15 protein-coding genes and 1 pseudogene are annotated in these 20,539 nt (G+C 66.1%); 8 read left to right on the top strand and 8 right to left on the bottom strand.

Features of this window, described 5'->3' with window-relative positions; translation table 11 throughout:
- Positions 1-374 precede the first annotated feature (374 nt).
- The gene (locus QX041_RS16060; protein ID WP_316165938.1) at positions 375-950 is read left to right on the top strand and encodes a hypothetical protein; all 576 of its coding nucleotides are present in this window, start codon (positions 375-377) and stop codon (positions 948-950) included.
- Positions 951-1,044: 94 nt separating this feature from the next.
- On the opposite strand, the pseudogene QX041_RS16055 reads toward QX041_RS16060, so the two are convergent.
- Positions 1,045-2,371, bottom strand: a pseudogene (locus QX041_RS16055) (transposase).
- Positions 2,372-2,896: 525 nt separating this feature from the next.
- Between QX041_RS16055 and QX041_RS16050 the strand changes: the two are divergent.
- A complete protein-coding gene (locus QX041_RS16050) occupies positions 2,897-3,646 on the top strand; it encodes a hypothetical protein (protein ID WP_315825284.1) in 750 nt (249 codons plus the stop codon).
- A gap of 707 nt (positions 3,647-4,353) precedes the next feature.
- Here QX041_RS16050 and nikR read toward each other — a convergent pair.
- Entirely contained in the window at positions 4,354-4,839 is a 486-nt protein-coding gene (nikR, locus tag QX041_RS16045; protein WP_316165937.1) for a nickel-responsive transcriptional regulator NikR, read from the bottom strand.
- A gap of 198 nt (positions 4,840-5,037) precedes the next feature.
- Between nikR and QX041_RS16040 the strand changes: the two genes are divergently transcribed.
- Positions 5,038-7,386 (top strand): TonB-dependent receptor, encoded by a 2,349-nt coding sequence (locus tag QX041_RS16040; RefSeq protein ID WP_410051872.1) that lies wholly within the window; start codon positions 5,038-5,040, stop codon positions 7,384-7,386.
- Between the two features lie 333 nt (positions 7,387-7,719).
- Positions 7,720-8,334, top strand: a complete 615-nt coding sequence (locus QX041_RS16035; RefSeq protein ID WP_316165936.1) for a class I SAM-dependent methyltransferase — start codon at positions 7,720-7,722, stop codon at positions 8,332-8,334.
- 101 nt (positions 8,335-8,435) lie between these two features.
- Here QX041_RS16035 and QX041_RS16030 read toward each other — a convergent pair whose 3' ends face one another.
- Both QX041_RS16030 and QX041_RS16025 read right to left on the bottom strand, forming a co-directional pair.
- Positions 8,436-8,702, bottom strand: a complete 267-nt coding sequence (locus tag QX041_RS16030; RefSeq protein WP_315713457.1) for a hypothetical protein — start codon at positions 8,700-8,702, stop codon at positions 8,436-8,438.
- A 278-nt stretch (positions 8,703-8,980) separates the two neighbouring features.
- Entirely contained in the window at positions 8,981-10,165 is a 1,185-nt protein-coding gene (locus QX041_RS16025) for an extensin family protein (protein WP_316165935.1), read from the bottom strand.
- Positions 10,166-10,628: 463 nt separating this feature from the next.
- On the opposite strand from QX041_RS16025, the gene QX041_RS16020 reads away from it, so the two are divergent.
- Complete coding sequence (locus tag QX041_RS16020) at positions 10,629-11,399, top strand: DUF2147 domain-containing protein (protein ID WP_316165934.1); 771 nt, start codon at positions 10,629-10,631, stop codon at positions 11,397-11,399.
- Between the two features lie 78 nt (positions 11,400-11,477).
- On the opposite strand, the gene QX041_RS16015 is transcribed toward QX041_RS16020, so the two are convergent.
- Complete coding sequence (locus QX041_RS16015; protein WP_315713461.1) at positions 11,478-12,845, bottom strand: ATP-binding protein; 1,368 nt, start codon at positions 12,843-12,845, stop codon at positions 11,478-11,480.
- Positions 12,832-13,602 carry a response regulator gene (locus QX041_RS16010; protein WP_315713462.1) on the bottom strand — a complete coding sequence of 257 codons (771 nt, stop codon included), beginning with the start codon at positions 13,600-13,602 and terminating at the stop codon, positions 12,832-12,834. The genes QX041_RS16015 and QX041_RS16010 overlap by 14 nt, the downstream gene beginning before the upstream one ends.
- Positions 13,603-13,828: 226 nt before the next feature.
- Between QX041_RS16010 and QX041_RS16005 the strand changes: the two genes are divergently transcribed.
- Genes QX041_RS16005 through QX041_RS15995 form a run of 3 tightly spaced genes read left to right on the top strand, consistent with a single transcriptional unit; the run spans position 13,829 to position 18,590 of the window.
- Positions 13,829-15,304 carry an efflux transporter outer membrane subunit gene (locus QX041_RS16005; protein ID WP_315713463.1) on the top strand — a complete coding sequence of 492 codons (1,476 nt, stop codon included), beginning with the start codon at positions 13,829-13,831 and terminating at the stop codon, positions 15,302-15,304.
- Between the two features lie 41 nt (positions 15,305-15,345).
- A complete protein-coding gene (locus tag QX041_RS16000; RefSeq protein ID WP_316165933.1) occupies positions 15,346-16,629 on the top strand; it encodes an efflux RND transporter periplasmic adaptor subunit in 1,284 nt (427 codons plus the stop codon).
- Entirely contained in the window at positions 16,629-18,590 is a 1,962-nt protein-coding gene (locus tag QX041_RS15995) for a MacB family efflux pump subunit (RefSeq protein ID WP_315713465.1), read from the top strand. Before QX041_RS16000 ends, QX041_RS15995 begins: the two co-directional genes overlap by 1 nt.
- Before the next feature lie 46 nt (positions 18,591-18,636).
- Here QX041_RS15995 and QX041_RS15990 read toward each other — a convergent pair whose 3' ends face one another.
- Both QX041_RS15990 and QX041_RS15985 read right to left on the bottom strand, forming a co-directional pair.
- On the bottom strand, positions 18,637-19,170 hold the full coding sequence (locus QX041_RS15990) for a response regulator transcription factor (RefSeq protein WP_315752400.1): 534 nt from the start codon (positions 19,168-19,170) through the stop codon (positions 18,637-18,639).
- On the bottom strand, positions 19,160-20,512 hold the full coding sequence (locus QX041_RS15985; protein ID WP_315752399.1) for an ATP-binding protein: 1,353 nt from the start codon (positions 20,510-20,512) through the stop codon (positions 19,160-19,162). Before QX041_RS15985 ends, QX041_RS15990 begins: the two co-directional genes overlap by 11 nt.
- Positions 20,513-20,539 lie beyond the last annotated feature (27 nt).

The raw sequence follows: 20,539 nt of genomic DNA, 5'->3' as shown, positions 1-20,539 counted from the left end.
TCCGCTCGCGATTTCAGCGCGCTGCGCGCCGACAGGCCACCGCTCCCCGCCTCCAACGCTCGTGACGACCGCGAAACGTCCCTCTTCGATCGAGGCAGGATGGCGGTAGACAACCATGAAATTCGGAAAAATGGAAGATGAAAATTTTTGCGCGAGGGACTGGACAGGGCAAATCAGTTTGATCGGGCAAACGAAATCGGATTCTGCGCGCAGCCGGTTTTAACCGCGCGCGACCGCAGCAGCAGCGGGCGACGATACCACGGCGCCGTATCCGCGGAAGGAGCCTAGCGTCCGAGAAGGGTCGCGAGCCGACCTTGCAAGCGGTTGCGGATTGGGGCAATCGAAGCTCGGCAGCCGCGCATCCTGGGCCTACCATGTCAAAGTTCTTCGCTATGGAATCCGTCAGATCTCCCTGGGGTGACTACGGCGATATTCTTTTGAACGGCCTCGTTGAAGCGACCGAGTGCGTCGGACCGCCGATCATCCGCATCTTGCGCACTGGCCCATATGTGCCGCCGATGACCCAGCCATTCGGCTTCATCATCGTCACCGACGAATTTCGACGCGACCTTGAACGCAGCCAGTTGACTGGCTTTGACTTCGAGCAGACTCAGTATGGGAAGGTCGTCCGCCTCGATTGGCAGACTTGGAGCACGGACACCAATGAGCCGATGTCGTATCCCGAGACAGGCGAACCAGAGGACTACATTTTGGGATGCCCCCACGACCCCACTCTTCTGGCGCAGATGCCTCGGTTGTGGGCTCTCGCCGTCCGGCCTACGCCCGAATTGCAGGTCCAGGGCACACATTCCTTCCGCGCAGATCGACATCCGGGCACGGACATCGCTCGTGAGCATACGCTCCATTGGGTAAGCGAGCGTATGAAGGTTTGGCTCGAAAGATCGTCGGCGGCGAGATGGATTGCGTTTCGCTCGATAAGGCCGCGATGAACAATGTCCGCTTCGGGACGATTCCGTTGAAAAAGTCGGCAGTAGTTTCGTCGTGAACGCCATCTGTTTCGAGGACGAATTGGCGCGTTGTGGTTCACGCGGGCGTCAGCGCGGGCATCGGGATCAGCTTGGCCATCTTACGAAGGTTCTGAGCGGCTGCAGCGAGGGTGAACTCGTCGCGTGCGCCGTTCGGCCCTCTTAGTCGCAGCCGATCTAGCTTGAGGATGCGCTTGAGATGCGCGAACAGCATCTCAATCTTCTTGCGGAGCCGGCGTGAAGTGCGGCCTTCCCATGAGCTTGCGATCTCGCGTGCCATGTCGCGAGCGCCCTCGTAGATCGAGCGCGGCACTTTTCGAGCCGGGGTGTTGGGGCAACACCTGCTTCTTAGAGAGCATGCTTGACAATCGCGCTTGCTCGCACGGTAGAGGACCGTCGTGTCGTTGTTCACCAGCGTCCCTGTAGTGGTGAGGGGGTTGCCAGCGGGGCAGCGATAGACGTCCCTGGTATGGTCGTAGGTCGGTGCGGGCCGACTTGTCGAAGACGGTCACGTGCGGCTCGATCCCGTGCTCGTAGACCAGCCACCCGAGCATCTCAGCGGAGCCATAGGCGCTGTCGCCGAGAAGCCGGCTTGGATAAAGATCGAACCTTTCGATTGAACGCTCAATCATGCGCTTGGCGGCCAATACTTCTGCCTGGCGGATCGCCGTGGTCGCTTCGACATCGACGATGATCGCATTCTCGACGTCGACCAGATAGTTCGTCGAGTAGGCGAAGAAGGCTTGGCCGCCGTGCGCTCCCGTCCAGCGCGCCGCCGGGTCGGAGGGCGATACAAACTTGGGCGTGACCTCCGTCGCGGCACCGAACGCGGCATCATCAAGAACGGCAAGATACTCGTCGATCGCTCGACCCGCAGCCTCCGGCGGAAGCCTCTTATCGCCTTCGATTCCCTTCTGCCGATTGGCATCCGCCTTGATCAGGCTCGCGTCGACTGCGAACCCTTCGCCGCCGATCAGGCGCTCCCGGATGCAGCGGCGCAAGACGGTCTCGAACACGCGACGGAAGAGATCGCTCTCACGGAAGCGGCCGTGCCTGTTCTTCGAGAACGTCGAGTGATCGGGGACGCCTCCATCTAGACCCAGCCGGCAAAACCAGCGGTATGCCAGATTGAGATGGACTTCATCGCAGAGGCGCCGTTCCGATCGGATGCCGAAGCAATAGCCGATCAAGAGCATCCTGATCATCAGCTCCGGATCGATCGAGGGCCGCCCGATGTTGCTGTAGAACGGCGCCAGCTCCCGCCGTAAGTCCTCAAGGTCGACGAACCTATCGATCGACCGCACGAGGTGGTCGGCTGGGATGTGCCTTTCCAGCGAGAACTCATAGAACAACGCAGCCTGTTCGACTTGCCGATGCCCCATCATGACCTTCAGTCCTGCCCACTAGACAGACTGAATCACCGATATCTCTGCGTCGCAACTGCTGACTTTTTCAACGAAATCGGACAAAATGGGATTCTGGGCGCAACAGCGGCGGAACATCTGCTGTCGTGAATGCACCAGTTGACGCGTTTCAGGATTAGACCTTCCCCGCCGCTGCCAAAGTACCTGCGGCACCTCGTACCATTGTCATCACCGGCACGAGCGACGGCATTCTACGGCGCGCGACCGCAGTAGCACGTCGTCATCGCGAGCGAAGCGACGCGATCCAGGGGCCGCGCCGAGACTCTCGATTGCCTCCGCCCGATCGGCTGGGGCGGACACGTCGGCGCAAGGACGCCTTGCTCCGCCGCAGCCGCGGGTGATGATGCAACGGCGCCGTATCTGCGGCCGGAGCCTCGAGCCCGAGATAGGCCAAAGGCGGAAGACAAGCCGTGCAACAATCAGCCGACGTGTCATATCATGCGGTGACGATTGACTTGGGTGAGAGTTTGCAGGAGCTACCGGAACATGCGACGCGACGGGACTCTGTTGAAGCGATATCGGGCGGGTGAGTTCGATCAGGTTTGGCGAGAAATTCGCACCTACCCAAGTATTGAAGGTGAGTTCCGCGAGGAAGTGATGGAGATCGCCGATGCGACCATGCAACGGGTCGTCCAAAACGCCGACCTCGTCGCCTCGCGATTGCAGGCCATTGGCTGGCAGGTCCTATCATCTCAAGATCAGGGTCTTCGGACACCACCGAAATCGAGCGACGAGGCGGTTTTCTCTCGCATTGTCGAGATGTCCGGAGCACCGATTCCACCAACCCTTCTGGCATTCTGGCGTGTCGTTGGTGGAATCAACTGGGTGTGGGACTACAGATCCGAGGATCGTCCGCCGGATCTTGGGTTTGATTTGCCGTCTGAGGAACACGACGCCCTATGCATAGATGCGCCCTCCATCGTTACGGATCTGTTCGATGAATGGATTTATCAGAAGGCAGACACGGAACGAGATCACGAGCATCAGCTGAGTATCGTCTTGGCACCGGACTATCTGCACAAGGCAAACATCAGCGGAGGCAGTCCATATTGCGTCCTGGTGCCATTTCTCGGTGCCGACCCGTTGTTCTCTGACGAGCGACATGGATTGCCGTTCCTCGACTATTTGCGCCTTGCATTCCGTTGGGCAGGCTTTCCCGGTCTCGATCGGCATTCAGCTCGCAGCGATGTGCGGGATTTCATAGCCAGATTCGGAAAAGATCTGCTTCCCTTCTGAGGCTCGACCGGGTCAACCGACGACCCAACGGGCGCGGGCGCGAATGCAGGAGTTGTAGGGCAGGCAAAGCAGCCGCCTGCAGGACGGTCGCGTGCCCGCCATCGCTCCGCGCAGGAGATTGCGGAATGGTGGGCACGGCGCGCGGCGCATCGCGTCTGATCATTGACATCGCGGGCGCGCCTTTGCCCACCCTACCCTGTCGTCATTGCGAGCGTCAGCGAAGCGACACAGGGACGGCACGAAAGGTCTGGATTGCTTCGTCGCTGCGCTCCTCGCAATGACGATCGGAGCAGCTATCGCGCCACACACTGGCTGTCATCGCCCGGCCTCGACCGGGCGATCCAGTACGCCGAGACGGCTGTGATCGCATCGAGAGGCCGCCGCGTGCTAGTTACCCCGTCTTCGCCGGGTATGACAACGGAGTGCGGAGGCGCACCCGGCACCCTCGACCCTGCCACACCTGCCGTCATCGCGAGCGACAGCGAAGCGATCCAGGGGCGGCACGAAAGGTCTGGATTGTTTCGTCGCTTCGCTCCTCGCGATGACGATCGGAGCAGGCGCCGCCGCCTTTTGCTTCGCTGTCGTCGCCCGGCTTGACCGGGCGATCCGATACTCCGAGGCGGCGGTGATGACATCGATGGGCCGCTGCGTACTGGATGCCCGCCTGCGCGGGCATGACGGCGGAGTGCGTGGCAGCCAGGCGGGTTCTACTTCTTGCCGCTCTTCGTCGTGTGGGAATGCGAATGGCTGTGACTTTGGGAATGGCTATGCGCGTGCCCATGGCCTTGCGCCGGATCGACCGGCATCAGCGCGACGTGGCCGTGGCGGACGCCGCGCTCGGCGATGACGTGGTCGGCGAAGGCCTTGACCTCGCGGCGCTCGCCCTTGAGCACGGTGACCTCGAGGCAGCTCTCCTGGTCGATGTGGACGTGCAGGGTCGCCTGGGCGAGGCCGGAATGGTCGTGCGCCTCCTGCGTCAGGCGCTTCGGCAGTTCGCGCGCGGCATGGTCGTAGACGTAGCTGAGCGTCGCGATGCAGTGGCGGCTGTCGCCGGCCGCCCCGTCAGCCGTCTCCAAGCCGCTGCGCAGCAGATCGCGAAACGCCTCCGAGCGGTTGTCGTAGCCGCGCCGGGCCATGAAGGCGTCGACCTCGGCCAGCAGATCGTCGTCGATCGTGATCGTCAGGCGCTGCATGTCCCGTCTCCCTGAGCTGCGCGGCAAGCGCCTATCCACCGCATGAGTATGATGTATTCACGTTGACATCATACCGGTGTCACCTTAGCGTTCTTTAACATTCGACAGTAGGGCGATCCAAGCGAGCATGACGCGGGCCAACGAAGGCGCGCGGCAGTTGACGATGCATGCCCTGTGGCGAGCTCTAGGGGCGTGACGATGCGGTGGCGTGGGGCGAGTGTTTGCGTGCTGATGGCGGCATTGGCGCAGCAGGCAAACGCCCATCCGGAACGGGCCCCCGCCGAGTTGCCGACGGTCGACGTGGATGCCCCCCGACGCACGGCCAAGCCGAAGCCGCAGGTCCGGCGGTCGGCGCAGCGGCCGAAGCCGAGCACGGCCGCTGCGACTGCGCATGTGATGCCGGCCGCCACAGCGGCGGCTGCACCGTCCGGCGCGCCCAATGTCGGCTCCGGCCCGGCGCGGCCGCAAGGCATGGCGAGCGAGGTCGTGATATCCGGCGAGGAGATCAACGCCCGCCCGGCGACGCGCCCCGGCGAGGTGCTGGAAGCGGTGCCCGGCCTGATCGTCACGCAGCACTCCGGTGAAGGCAAAGCCAACCAGTATTTTCTGCGGGGCTATAATCTCGACCACGGCACCGACCTCGCGCTCCATGTCGACGACGTGCCGGTCAACATGCGCACCCATGCGCACGGCCAGGGCTATGCCGATCTCAACTGGCTGATGCCGGAGACGATCGGCCGTGTCGACGTCCGCAAGGGGCCCTACTTCGCCGACGAAGGCGACTTCGCCTCGGTCGGCAGCGTCCATATCGGCCTGGTCGACAGCGTGCCGAAGGCGATCGCGCAGATGACGGCGGGCAGCTTCGGCTATCGCCGCTTCTTCGGCATGGACTCGGTGCATGTCGGCGACGGCCATCTGCTGATCGCCGGCGAGGCCGGCCGCTATGACGGTCCCTGGACCACGCCCGACGATGCCAAGAAGCTCAACGGCCTGATGCGCTACTCACAGGGCACCGCGACCGACGGCTTCACCATCACCGGCATGGCCTATGCGAACCGCTGGACCTCGACCGACCAGGTGCCGGAGCGTGCCATCACCTCGGGCGATCTCGGCCGCTACGACGCGGTCGATCCGACGGACGGCGGCAAGACCAACCGCTTCGCGCTGTCGGGCCGCATCGCCGGCACCGACGAGGCCGGCTCGTGGAAGGCCAACGCCTATTTGGTGAAAAGCCAGCTCGATCTCTACAACAATTTCACCTACGCGCTGAACAACCCGACCTATGGCGACCAGTTTCACCAGCACGACGACCGGCTGATGCTCGGGGCCAATGCGTCGCGCACCTTGAACGGCAGCTTTGCCGGCCGACCGATGGAGACGACGTTCGGCGTCCAGACGCGCTACGACGACATCGCGCTGGCGTTGACCAACACCCGTCAGCGGGTGCTGCTCTCCGACATCGATCCATTGAGCACCGGCGTCGTTCGCGCCGACAAGGTCGGCGAAGGCAGCGTCGGGCTCTATGTCGAGAACACGGTGCGCTGGACCGACTGGCTGCGCACCACCGTCGGCTATCGCCGCGACTATTATCAGACCCACGTGTATTCGCTGACGAATGGCAACAACACCGGCGATGCCGCAGCCAGCCTCGGCAGTCCGAAATTCAGGATGGTGATCGGGCCGTTCGACAAGACCGAGTTCTTCGTCGGCGCCGGCTACGGCATGCACAGCAATGATGCCCGCGGCGCGACCACTACGGACGATCCGGCTGCGCCGGGCACCAGGATCGACTCCTCGCCCCTTCTGGTGCGCACCAAGGGCGCCGAGGTCGGCGTGCGCACGCGCATCGTCCCCGGACTCGACTCGTCGCTGAGCGTGTTCATGCTCAACCAGGATTCCGAGATCCTGTTCTCCGGCGATGCCGGCAACACCGAGGCCAGCCGGCCGAGCCGGCGCTACGGCTTCGAGCTGACCAACCACTATCGCCCGGCGTCGTGGATCGACATCGATGCCGATCTGGCGATGACGCATGCGCGCTTCGTCGGCGACAACACCGACCAAGCGGCGGTCTACGCCTCGCTCGCAGGCTACCCCCAGGCCCAGCTCGGCAATGCGCCCGGCAACTACATCCCCAACGCGCCGGCGATGATCGCGTCGGCCGGCATCACGCTCGGCGAGAAGACCGGCTGGTTCGGCGGTCTGCGCTGGCGCTATCTCGGCTCCACGCCGCTGACCGAGGACAACTACTTCCGCTCCACCCCGACCAGCGTGTTCAACGGCCGCATCGGCTTCCGCGACGCCAATGGCTGGCGCATCCAGCTCGACGTGCTGAACCTGCTCAACACCAAGGCCAGCCAGATCTCCTACGGCTACGGCTCGCTGCTGCCGACTGACCAGCTCTACCAGGCGTGCTACGGCTCATCGACCTCCCCGTTGCCGCCCCCGCCGGTGCCGCCGGCCCAGGTCTGCCAGACCGGCGTGATGGACCGCGTGCTGCACCCGATCGAGCCGCTGACGTTTCGGGTGACGGTGGCAGGGACGTTTTGATGCGGAGCTTGCTAGGTCTCACGCCCTCTCCTCGCGGACGGTGAACTCCCCTCCCCCTTGCGGGGAGGGGTTGGGGGTGGGGGACCACGAGTCCCGCTGTTCGTGATGGAGAGTCGATCTATCAAGAACACTGGAGAATCATCGCGCGCGTCGAACGACCGCAGTCGAACGCGTGAAATCGTTCACGCGTGAAGTGTGCCCCATGGAACGTTCAGCGCGTGGGGACCCCCACCCCCGACCCCTCCCCGCAAGGGGGAGGGGACTCACCGCCGGCTGGGCAAGAGTTCGAGCCGTCGCGTGCTATAATGTGTGCCTCTTCTCGGGACCGAAACCATGTCCGACCGCACCACCCATTGGCAGAACGTCTACACCACCAAGGCCGAGACCGAGGTGAGCTGGTACCAGGACGACCCGGCGACGTCGCTGCGGATGATCCGCGAGGCCGGTGCGACACCGACATCGCGGATCATCGACATCGGTGGCGGCGCCTCGCGGCTGGTCGATGCGCTGCTCGCGGCCGGCTACGGCGCGCTCGCCGTGCTCGACATCTCCGACGCGGCACTGGCGACGGCGCGCCGCAGGCTTGGCGCGGCGGCGGCCGGGGTGACGTGGATCGCCTCCGACGTCACCACCTGGACGCCGGACGCGCGCTACGATGTCTGGCACGACCGGGCCGCCTTCCATTTCCTCACCGCGCCTGAGGACCGCGCCGCCTACGTCGACCGCCTGCGCGCGGCCGTGGTGCCCGGCGGGGCCGTCATCATCGGCACGTTCGCGTCCGATGGTCCGGAGAAGTGCAGCGGACTGCCGGTCGTCCGCTACGACGCCCACGGACTGGCCGCTGCGCTGGGTCCTGCTTTCACGCTGGAGGACAGTTGCACCGAGGTGCATCGCACGCCATGGGACTCGACGCAGCAGTTCCAGTTCTGCCGCTTCCGCGCCGGTTAGAGCATGATCCGGAAAAGTGGAAACCGGTTTTCCGAAAAGATCATGCTCAAACAAGGAGATGAGATCATGATGCGATTCCGTGGAATCGCATCATGATCTAGTCAGCAGCACAGAGGCGGGCCATCCGACACGACGAGAACCTCGGTGTCGGCATCCTCGCTGCGCGCGGCATCCTCCGCTCCACCAGCCGACGTCTCGCTCTCCGGCGGCGTGCGCCAGGGAATCGGCTTCGGCGGCATCCGCTCCAGACGCTGTGCATCGGCGACGGCGCGGCGTGCCGTCTTCAGCGAGCGGCAGACCAGCACGGCCTGCTCGGCGGTGCCGACCTCGAAGCCCGCCCCAATCGCCTTGATGCGATACGATGCCATCTCCGCCTCTCCCAATCCGGCAGCAACCAGAACCCCGCGCGCCTTGTTCCTGGCGACTGTGGCAGGTCTAGTGTCGGCCAAAGACGGACGGCAAAACTGGTCAACGGACTCCTAATCCGCAGCGCGTGACGTCGGGGTTTCCGTTTCGGGGCGGGACAGAGCGCGGTCAGGCGCGGCTGACGGCGAAAGAAATCCACAGCCGCGCACAGGAATGGCGAATGGCGAGCAGATGATCGTCCCGATCCCGATTCGCTACTCGCTGTTCCCTATTCGCCCTCTCAATAGTCCCGGAATTCGTCTTCCTCGTTGATCAGCTGGCCGATGCTGCGCGGCTGCTTGCGCGACGGGATCGAGCTGGTCACGTCGGGCTCGCGCTGGCCGTAGCCATAGCGCCGCTGCTGCGCACGTGCCGCCACCGCCTCGCCGGATTGCGCGGCTGGCTGGCAGATCATGCGGCGGCTGGCGCGGCGCATCAGGTCCACATGGATGTGGTCGTAGTGATAGACGTTGGAGCCGGGCGCCAGCACGGTGGTGAACTGCTGGCACGCCCCGCCCTGGATGTCGCGCAGAAAGCCCTGCTCCTCCGGCAGGCCGATCCAGCCGTCCTTGACGCTGATGCGGCGGCCGTCGGCGAGCGTGAAGGCGGCGATGTCGAGCGCGTTGCCGAAGGCATGCTCGGAAATGTGCGCGCTCGGATTGCCGTTCATGCCGCGGCAGGAATAGGCCGAGATCTGCTTGATCTCGACGACCTTGGTGCCGAACCAGCGCTGGGCTGCCGGCTGCACCGACTCCGCGATCCAGCGGTCGAGTGCCGAGACGATCGGACAGGCGAGCGTCGCGGTCGGCTTCACCGCGACCGGGCCGACGGTGCCGACCGGATCGCGCGACGGTCCGAGCCGCGGCGGCGGTTCCTGCTGCGGATAGGCGGTGCGAGCGGCCGGCTGACCGCCAGAGGGCGAATAGGCCGCGTCGGCCGGCTGATTGACGTCGTCCTCGCCGACCGGCGGCTCGAGCTGCAGTGGCGCGCCGGGAGGGGCGCCATAGGACGGCGATGCCGAATTCGGATAGGCCGCACCCGACGCGGGATAGGCCGGCTGCGGCGCCGCCTGCGGCTGATAGGTCGCGGGCGGGGCGTAGCGTTGCGGCGGCTGGTTGATCGGCCAGCGCGGCTGGCCACCGATCGCGGCCGGTGGACGCAGGCTTTCATCGGCGAAGCCATAGCTCGTGGTCGCTTCGCCGAGCGCTGCCACCTTCAGCGGATAGTCGGCGCCGCACATGCCGGGGCCGGAGATCGGATTGATGCGGACGATATCCGCGCTCTCCTTGACCGCGCCCGATTTCAGGCAGGCGATCTCGGCCTCGGCCCGCCACAGCTCGCGCTCCTGGAAGAATCCACGGCCGCAACCCGCAAGCGAGACAAGGACGATGGAGCCGACGAGATACAAACGAACTCCGCGCGTCATATGCAGAGGTTTGCGGCAATTTGCTTAAGGACCTGTCAATGCCGTCCATTTACGGCGCGCAAACCATCGTGACGTGAAAGGCAGTTAATTTACGGGGAAGCGACAACCGCGCTGTCTTTTTTGCCGATGCCGATCGGATAAGTGTGGCGCGCGCTTTGCGGAGCAGGCGTCAAGTGCGAGCGCACGCCAGGTGCGCGAGATGCGAAACGGGAGCGGTCCCATGAGCCTTGCCGATCGGCTGAGCATGGTGGTCACGTATGTCGTGTTTGCATTCGTCGGCGCGATCATCGTCGGGATGATCTGATCGCTGCGATCCGACCTCGATCGATGGACGGGCTGCGGTGGGCCGCGTGCGGCCCCAGCCGCATTGGCTTTTCGGCTGTGACCCTTGTCACAGATCGCGCCGTCGCCCGCGTCTAAGAGTTCCCCCCAGGTTCACGACGCCGTCCGAGGGAGCTCATTCATGAAGACCGTGTATCTGGCCGCAGCAGCCGTTCTGATCGCGAGCAGCGCCGCGCAGGCCGGCAGCTCGATCGCGTTCAATTTCGACGGACACAAGATCCGCGTCACCGTGCCGCGCAACTGCCAGTCGCTGTCCTGCCTGCAGGTGTCCGGCATCGACCTCAACGGGCTGAAATCATCCAAGCTCGACGATGACGATGCGCCGGCGAGCAGCGCGCCTGCGGCCGGCGCTCCGGCACCCGCTGTCGCGGCGCCCGTGGCGGCTCCGCCGGTCGTCAACGCGCCGGCGCCCGCCGCCACCGCGCCAGCCGCTGCCGCGCCAGCCCCTGCATCGCCCACTGCCGCTGCGCCATCCACGACCGTGCAGATGCCGGTGCCGCCGGCGCCGGTCGCGGCAACCGCGCCTGCTCCACAGCCAGCTCCGGCACCCGCGCCGGTCGCGGTTGCCGCGGCGCCTGCCGCAGTTCAGCCGGCGCCGACAGCCGATCCGAACTCGCCGCTCGGGCTGTGGGCCACCGAGGGCGGCAAGGGCAATGTCGTGATCGAGCCGTGCGGCGCCAACATCTGCGGCTTTGCCGAGAAGACGCGGGAGAAGATCCTGATCAACATGAAGCCGAAGGACAGCAAATGGGTCGGCCGCATCCACGATCCGGACGGCGGCGGCAACTACGACTCCACCGTGGTGCTCAAGAATCCGAACACGCTGCGGGTCCAGGGCTGCGCCTTCGGCGGCCTGTTCTGCGGCGGACAGACCTGGAAGCGCGTGAGCTGATCGCCGTCCCTCGACATCGGCGAACGCAAAGGCCCCGCCGGGCTCGGCACCGGCGGGGTTTCCTCCTCGTGGCGTCTGCTACGCCACCTTGGCGGGGATCGCCGCGGGCATCGCGAGGCGCAGCGGCAGCGACAGCCGTACCCGCAGGCCGCGCGGGGCGTTGGGCATCAGCGCGATGCCGCCGTCATGCTTCTTCATGATCTCCTGCGCGATCGACAGCCCGAGGCCGAAGCCGCCGGCCGAGCGCGCCTGGTCGAGCTTGACGAACGGCTCCAGCGCGCGCGCCTGCAGCGCCTGCGGAATGCCCGGACCGTCATCGGCGACCTCGATCGCGATCATGCCGTCGGCCAGGGTCGACAGGCTGACCACGACCTCGCTGCCGTGCTTGACCGCGTTCTCGACCACGTTGGTGACGGCGCGCGACAGCGCCCGCGCCCGGCCCTCGCAGACCAGCCGCGACGGTCCATCGAAGCTGACGGCGTGGCCGACATCGGCGAAGTCGCAGCAGATCGTCTCGAGCAGGCTCGCCAGCTCGATCCGCGCCGGCTGCTCCGCCTTGGTGTCGTCGCGCAGGTAATCGAGCGTCTCGTCGAGCATGCGGCTGACCTGGTCGATGTCGCGCAGCATCGCGCTGCGCATCTCGCCCTGAGCGATGCGCTCCGAGCGCAGCCGGAGCCGCGTCAGCGGCGTGCGCAGATCGTGGCTGATCGCGGCCAGCATGCGCGTGCGGTCGTCGAGCAGCGCGCGGATGCGCGCCTGCATCTCGTTCAGCGCCTCGGCGACCTGGGCGATCTCCCTGGGCCCGCGCCGGCTCAGCGGCTCCTGCGCGCCCGGCGAGCGGCCGAATGCGGCCGCCGCGCGCGCCATCTCCGACAGCGGCCGGATGATCGCCCGCGCCGCGTAGATCGACAGCAGCACGCCCAGGATCAGGATGAGAAACAGGAACACCGCCGTCGGCTTCAGCACCATCGACCAGAATTCGAGGCGCGGCACGTCGTCGAACACCAGCGCACGCTCGCCGTCGACCTGGACGATGATCTGGGTCGGCGGCGCCGCACCATAGCCGACGCCGTGGAGCAAGGTGACGTCACGCAGCACGCTGAGCTGACGGCGGGCCAGCCGCGAGGTCCATGGCACGTCCCTGACCGGCTTGGCGAGCAGCGTCAGCGAGGTCAGCGGCACCAGCTCGACCTGGATGCCGGAGCTGCGCAGGCTCGACAGGCTGCTCTCGACGGCCACGGGGTCGTTCGCGGCGCGGACGAAGTGCACCGCCTCGGCGACGCGCGCGATGCCGTAGGCCGGCGATTCCTGCTCGTCGGGCGGATCGAGAAACAGCAGCGCGGCCGCGATCATCAGCACCATGCCGAACAGCACCGACAGCGACGCCAAGGTCACGATCTGCGTGGTGAGGCCGAGGCGCGGGCACGGCTTGCTATCTGGCGTCATCGATGGTCTCGACTCTTGGCGTGAACACGTAGCCGCCGAGGCGCACGGTCTTGATCAGGGACCAACTGCGCGCGCCCGGCTCGATCTTCTGCCGGATACGGCTGATATGGACGTCGATGCTGCGCTCGACCGGCCCGGCCTGCCCGCCGTGCGCAAGCTCGATCAGTTGCTCGCGCGACAGCACGCGGCCGGCATTGCGGCAGAACGCCAGCAGGATGTCGAACTCGGCGCTGGTCAGCGTGATCTTGACGCGGTCGGGATCGAACAGCGTACGCGTCGCCGGCTCGATGCGCCAGCCGTCGAACGTCATCGGCGCCTGCCGCGCCGCGATCACGGCGGGATGCAATTGCGATCGGCGCAGCAGCGCTCGGATACGCGCCACCAGCTCGCGCGGATTGAACGGCTTGACGACATAGTCGTCGGCGCCGAGCTCGAGGCCGAGGATGCGGTCGATGTCCTCGCCTTTTGCGGTCACCATGATGATCGGCACGGTCGAGATCTGGCGCAGGCGGCGGCAGATGCTCATGCCGTCGTCGTCCGGCAGCATCACGTCGAGCATGATGAGGTCGACCTGCTCGCGCTGCAAGAGGTCGTTCATCGCGGCCGCGGAGGACACGAAGCGCGGCGCGAAGCCGTGCTCCTGCAACAGCTCGGTGAGCAGCGCCGCAATCTCCCGGTCATCTTCGACGCAGAGAATGCGCGCGGCTGCCGGTATGTTCGCGTCTGCGGACACGGCGGTATCGTGTGACGACATCATGCGCGGAACATGGTCGATTTGAGTCCAAAAGAACAGCCCGAAGCGAGGTCCGATCGTGGCGAAAGTAAGCTGTATTGTTAAGGCGGAAACATTTCTTCACGCGACTTAATCCTGCGCAATCGTTAACCTGCCTAGGCTCCGCGCATCAAACAAACACGGGGAAGTCCTGCGGCGTGGCCGACCAGCCGGCGCGGCCTCCTTTCGAACCGCGATAGTATCAGCCGCCGTGAAGCCCGTCCTGCTCGCACTCTGCCTCGCCACGCCGCTGCTCGCCGGCTGCGCCGTCGGCCCCGATTACGTGACGCCTGAGTTCGGCGTGCCGAAGCGCTGGAGCAGCGACCGCAATCGGCCGGCGCAGACGCTGAAGCTCGCGCATTGGTGGCGCAACCTCAATGATGACCTGCTCGATCAACTGATCAGCGAGGCGGTTGCCGGCAATCTCGACGTCGCCGCCGCCAAGGCGCGCATCCGCGAGGCGCGGGCGACGCAGCGCCAGGCCATCGGCGCGCTGTTTCCCACAGTGAGCGGCACCGGCACGGCAACGGAGACCCGCAGCGCCGGCAGCTCGACGAGCGGCATCGCGATCGCTCCGACCACCTACAGCCAGTACCAGGCCGGCTTCGATTCGAGCTGGGAGCTGGATCTGTTCGGCGCCAACCGCCGTGCGGTCGAGGCGGCGACCTACGGCGTCGATGCCGCCGAGGACGATCTGCGCGCGACCTTGCTGACGCTGCTCGGCGACGTCGCCTCCAACTACATCGATGCCCGCGCCTACCAGGCGCGAGCGGCGCTGGCGCGGCGCACTGCCGCCTCGCAGCGCGAGACCGCGGCGCTGACCGAGCGCAAGCAGAATGCCGGCTCTGCCTCGGCCGTCGACACCGCCAAGGCGAGCGCGCTGGCCGCCAGCACCGAAGCAACCATCCCGACCTATGAGAGCAGCTATCAGCAGGCCGTGCATCGGCTCGGCGTCCTGCTCGGCCGCGACCCGACGGCCCTGAATCTCCGCCTGTCGCGTGCGACGCCGATCCCATCGCCGCGCCTGCCGCTGCCGAAGGGCATCCCGGCCGACGTGCTGGTCATGCGGCCCGACGTGCGCAAGGCCGAACGGCAGCTCGCGCAGTTCACCGCGAAGATCGGCCAAGCCACCGCCGCGCTGTACCCGGATGTCAGCCTGACCGGCACGGTCTCGACCACGGCGCTGAAGCTCGGCGATCTCGGCAAGAGCTCGACGATCGGCTGGTCGATCGGCCCGAGCGTCTCGGTGCCGATCTTCAACGGCGGCAAGCTGCAGGCCGCCGTCGAGGTCGCGGAAGCGCAGCGCGACGAATACCACGTCGCCTGGCGCAGCGCGGTGCTGAGCGCGCTCGAAGACGTCGAGAACGCCATCGTGAGCCTCGGCCAGGAGCGCATTCGCATCCGCAGCCTGAGCGAGTCGGCGCAGCGCTACGGCGAGGCCGCGCGGCTGTCGCGCTCGCTCTACCAGACCGGCTCCAGCACGTTCCTCGACGTGCTCGATGCCGAGCGCTCGCAATTCACCGCCGAGGACAGCCTGCTCGCGAGCCGCGCTACGCTCGCGAAGAACTACGTGGCGCTGGCCAAGGCGCTGGGCGGCGGTTGGACCGCAGCGATCGACAGCTCGCTGCCCGAGGTCGTCGACAGCGGCACCGGCCCGCATCTCGCACAGGCCGTCGCGCCCAAATAATCTACGATCTGAACTTCAAAAAGTGCCTCCGAAGTGATCCGATGAACGCACCCTTATCCCACATGCCCCGACCGGTCGCGGTCGATGGCGGCCTCGCGCCGGCGCCGAAGCCGAAGCGGCCACGCCGCTGGCCGCTGCTGATCGCCGGAGCGCTCGTCGTTCTGGCCGCCGCGATCGTGCTGGTCATGAGGCTGACCAGCAATCCCAACGCCAATCTCGTCACCGCACCCGTCACGACCGGCGACATCGAGCAGACCGTGCTCGCCACCGGCACGCTGAAGCCGGTCAAGCTGGTGGCGGTCGGCGCCCAGGCGTCGGGACGGCTGGTCGCGCTCAACGTCAAGCTGGGACAGAAGGTCAGGGCCGGCGATCTGATCGCCGAGATCGACTCGCTGACGCAGCAGAACACGCTGCGTACCAACGAGGCGAGCCTGCGGAGCGTGCGGGCGCAGCGTGACGAGAAGGTCGCCACCCTGGCGCTGGCCGAGGCGAACCTGGCGCGGCAGCAGGTCACGCTGGCGCAGAAGGCCTCGTCGCGCGCCGACTACGACAGTGCCGAGGCGACCGCGAAGCAGACCCAGGCCCAGATCGCGCAACTCGACGCGCAAATCGTCGAGGCCGAGGTCGCGATCGAGACCGCGCGCGTCAACCTCGGCTACACCAAGATCACGGCCCCGATCGACGGCACCGTGCTGTCGATCGTCACCCAGCAGGGCCAGACCGTGAATGCGGTGCAGTCGGCGCCGACCATCGTCGTGCTCGGCCAGGTCGAGACGATGACCGTGCGGGTGGAGATTTCCGAGGCCGATGTCGTCAAGGTCAGGCCCGGACAGAACGTCTACTTCACCGTGCTGGGCGAGCCCGATCATCGCTATGAAGGCACGCTCGGGTCGATCGAGCCGGCGCCCGAATCGATCAAGAGCGATTCGAGCTTCTCGTCGAGCACGACGACCACGTCGAGCAGCAGCTCCTCCTCGTCCACCACGTCCTCCGCGATCTACTACAATGGCGTGTTCGATATCGCCAATCCGGACGGGCGGCTGATGACCTACATGACGGCCGAGGTTCACATCCTGCTCGGCGAGGCCCGCAAGGTCCCGACCATTCCGTCGTCCGCGCTTGGCAACGCCAATCCCGATGGCAGCTACACGGTGCGCGTGCTGACCGGCGCAGGAACGCTGGAGAAGCGCACCATTCGCGTCGGCCTCAACAACAAGATCCGGGCCGAGGTGCAGTCCGGCCTGCGCGAGGGCGAGCGGGTCGTGATCTCGGCGCCCGAGGAGGGCACGAAGCGAACCGTGATGCCCCCGCCCGGAGGCGCGTGATGACGGAGGTCCTGATCGACCTGCAGAATGTCGGGAGGCGCTACGCGTCCGGCGAAGGCACGGTCCATGCTTTGCGTGGCGTCGACCTCCAGATCGCGCGCGGGGAGATGGTGGCGATCATCGGCCAGTCGGGCTCCGGCAAGTCGACGCTGATGAACATTCTGGGCTGCCTCGACCGCCCGACATCCGGCAGCTACCGGATCGCCGGCCGCGAGATGGGCTCGCTCGATCCGGACGAACTGGCGGCGTTGCGGCGCGAGCATTTCGGCTTCATCTTCCAGCGCTACCATCTGCTGGGCGAACTCAGCGCCGCCGACAATGCCGAGGTGCCTGCGGTCTATGCCGGGCTCGGCCCGGCGGCACGCCACCGCAAGGCCGAGGCGCTGCTGCAGCGGCTCGGCATGGGCAGCCGTACCGACCACAAGCCGGGTCAGCTCTCGGGCGGCCAGCAGCAGCGGGTCTCGATCGCCCGCGCGCTGGTCAACGATCCCGACGTGATCCTGGCCGACGAGCCGACCGGCGCGCTCGACCGCGCCAGCGGCGAGGAGGTGCTGCGCATCCTCGACGAGATCAGCGCCTCCGGGCGCACCGTCATCATCGTCACGCACGATCCGAGCGTCGCGCAGCGCGCCCGGCGCATCATCGAGATCGAGGACGGCCGCGTCATTTCCGACCGGCTCAATCCGCGGACTTCGGAACCCGCGCCAGCCGCAGCGACCGAAGACCACGCAGCGCAGGCGGCGTCGTGGTGGCGCAGCCAGCTCGACCGTTTCCGCGAGGCCGCGCGGATGGCACTGCTCGCCATGAATGCGCACCGGATGCGCGCGTTCCTCACCATGCTCGGCATCATCATCGGCGTCGCCTCGGTCGTGCTGGTGCTGGCGCTCGGCAAGGGCTCGCAGGCCAAGGTGCTGAAGGACATCAACCGGCTCGGCACCAACACGCTGGAATTCTTTCCCGGCAAGGATTTCGGCGATACGCGCTCCAGCAAGATCAGGACGCTTGTGCTCGCCGATGCCAAGGTCATGGCGCAGCAGCCTTATGTCGATGCGATCTCGCCGACGGTCTCGACCACCAGCACGCTTCGGTTCGGCGCTATCGAGGTCAGCGCCCAGATCTCCGGCGTCGGCGAGCAGTATTTCCGGGTCAAGAACACCGAGCTTGCCGAAGGCAGCTATCTCGATGCCGATACCGTGCGCTCCTACGCCCAGGACGCCGTGATCGACGACAATGCGCGCAAGGCGCTGTTTCCCGATCCCGACGTCAGTCCGCTCGGCAGCGTGGTCCTGATCGGCAAGGTGCCCTGCCGCGTCGTCGGCATCACCAAGCAGCAGCAGGCCGGCTTCGGCTCCAGCTCCACGCCGATCGTGTACCTGCCCTACACGACCGTGCAGGCTCGCTTCCTCGGCAACCAGGTGCTGCGCAGCATCAGCGTCCGCGTCGACGAGGCGACGCCGATGGCGGCGGCCGAGCGCGCCGCGACGGCGCTGCTGACGGCGCGGCACAACGCCAAGGACTTCTTCGTGCTCAATACCGACGACATCCGCAAGACCGTCGAGAGCACGACGCAGGTGCTGACCCTGCTGGTGGCGGCCATCGCCGTGATCTCGCTCTTGGTCGGCGGCATCGGCGTCATGAACATCATGCTGGTGTCGGTGTCCGAGCGCGTCGGCGAGATCGGGGTGCGCATGGCGGTCGGCGCCCGCCGCAGCGACATCCTGATGCAGTTCCTGATCGAGGCGGTGCTGGTCTGCCTGCTGGGCGGTGCGCTGGGCCTTGCGCTCGCGGTCGGCTTCGGCACGGTCTTCAACGCGCTCGACGTCGGCTTCCAGCTGATCTATTCGCCGCTCGCCATGGTCGGCGCCGCCGTCACGTCGATGGCGATCGGCATCGGCTTCGGCTACATGCCCGCCCGCAGCGCCTCGCGGCTCGATCCGGCAACGGCTCTGGCAAGGGAGTAGGTCGGAAAGAATGAGCTCCACTCCTCCGGACAACAACCGGATCGATCTACTTCACCGGGCGCTTCTCCAGCTTGCGCGCGAGCGTCCGGCGATGCATGCCGAGCCTCCTCGCAGCTTCGGAGATGTTGAAGTCGGTCTCGATCAGGGTCTGGTGGATGCGCTCCCATTCCAGGGTCTTGATCGAGGTGGAGCGCTCGGCCAGCGCCACTTGCGCATTGCCCTGCGCCTTGCGGAACGCCTCCTCGATGTCGTCGGTGTTCGACGGCTTGGCCAGATAGTGGCAGGCGCCGAGCTTGATCGCCTCGACAGCAGTGGCGATGCTGGCAAAGCCGGTCAGCACCACGATCAGCATCTCCGGATCGTGCGCATGCAGCTTCTCGACGCAGACGAGGCCGGAAGCGCCGCCGAGCTTGAGATCGACGACGGCATAGCCGAACGTCTTCTTCTTGAGGATCTCGTCGACGTCCTCGAGCGAGCCGGCGACGACGGCCTCGTAGCCGCGCCGTTCGAACGAGCGCTTCAGGGTACGTGCAAAACCGTCATCGTCCTCGACGATCAGGAGGGACAGGTCATTCGCCATCGCGCTCTCCAATGACAAGCGTCGACAACGGCAGTGACAGCCGTACGGTCGCTCCACGTCCCCGGTGGTTCCAGGCGGAAACGCTGCCGCCCAGCTTGCGGATCACGTTGACCACCAGGAAAAGGCCCAGGCCGCGGCCCGGGCGGCCCTTGCTCGACTGATAGGGACGTCCGAGTTGCCCCAGCATCGCCGGATCAAAACCCGGCCCGCGATCGCTGACGCTGAGCAGCAGCTGATCACCATCTCGTTCGACCACGAACTCCACCCACTCGCGTGAGACTTCGAACGCGTTGTCGAGCACGTTGACGATCGCCTGCTTCAGGGCGACGTCGGAGACGATCGCCGGATCCGAGCCGAACTCGTTGCGGAACATCAGATTGCGCGCCGAGCGCGCCGCGCTCCATTCGGCGACCAGCGTCGTCAGGAACGCCTTCAACGTCGTCGGCGCCGAGCCTTCGCCGCGCGCCTGACCGGCCGAGACCAGGATGTCAGTCACGATCGACTTGCAGCGCTGCACCGCCGCTTCCATTTCGGTGAAATCCTCCGCGAGCGTCGGATCGGCAGAGATCACGGTCATGCGGCGCCAATCGTTCAGGATGACCGAGATCGACGCCAGCGGCGTGCCAAGCTCATGCGCGGCGCCTGAGGCGAGCAGGCCCATGCGGATGATGTGATCCTGCTCGACGGCGTGCTGGCGCAGATCGGCGAGTTTGGCGTCGCGCTCGCGCAGGTTCCGGTTGATGCGGGTGACGAAGACGACGAGCAGCACGGCGTCGAGCATGAAGCCGACGAACATGCCGGTGATGTGCAGGGTGAAGGCATCGCTGACATGATGCTGCGGCAGTTGCAGCGGGCGGTACTCGATGGTGAGCCAGATGAAGCTGAGCACCGTCAGCGCGACCAGCGACCAGGACGAGCGCGCGTCGAGCAGCACGGCCCCCAGCGTCACCTGCAGCAGATAGAGGCACGTGAACGGGTTCGACGCGCCGCCGGTGAGATAGAGCTCCGATGTCAACGCCACCACGTCGAGCATCAGCGCGATCAGCAAATGGCGATTGCCGACGTCGTCGCGCCTGCGCAGCCAGATATGGCTGGCGATGTTGAGCGCCACCAGCGCGCAGATGATCGCCGCCATCGGCAGCACCGGCAGCGCAATGCCGAACCAGGTGGTCACGAAGCCGATGGTGACGATCTGGCCGACCACGGCGATCCAGCGCAGCTGGATCAGCAGCACCATGTTCTTGCGGTTGGTCGCGTCCTTGGTCGGCAGCGGCGCGTTGATCTCGGGTGTGGCGATCGCGGCCACGACTCCGAACGGCAAATTGGGGGCCTCGCTGCTCATGAGGGCCCGTCCGATCTCCGCCGGCAG

The organism is Bradyrhizobium sp. SZCCHNRI2009, assembly GCF_032485115.1.
In the GTDB taxonomy this organism is placed as follows: Bacteria; Pseudomonadota; Alphaproteobacteria; order Rhizobiales; family Xanthobacteraceae; genus Bradyrhizobium.
Note: the sequence above shows the minus strand (reverse complement) of the source record. Positions and strands in the feature narration are given on the sequence as shown.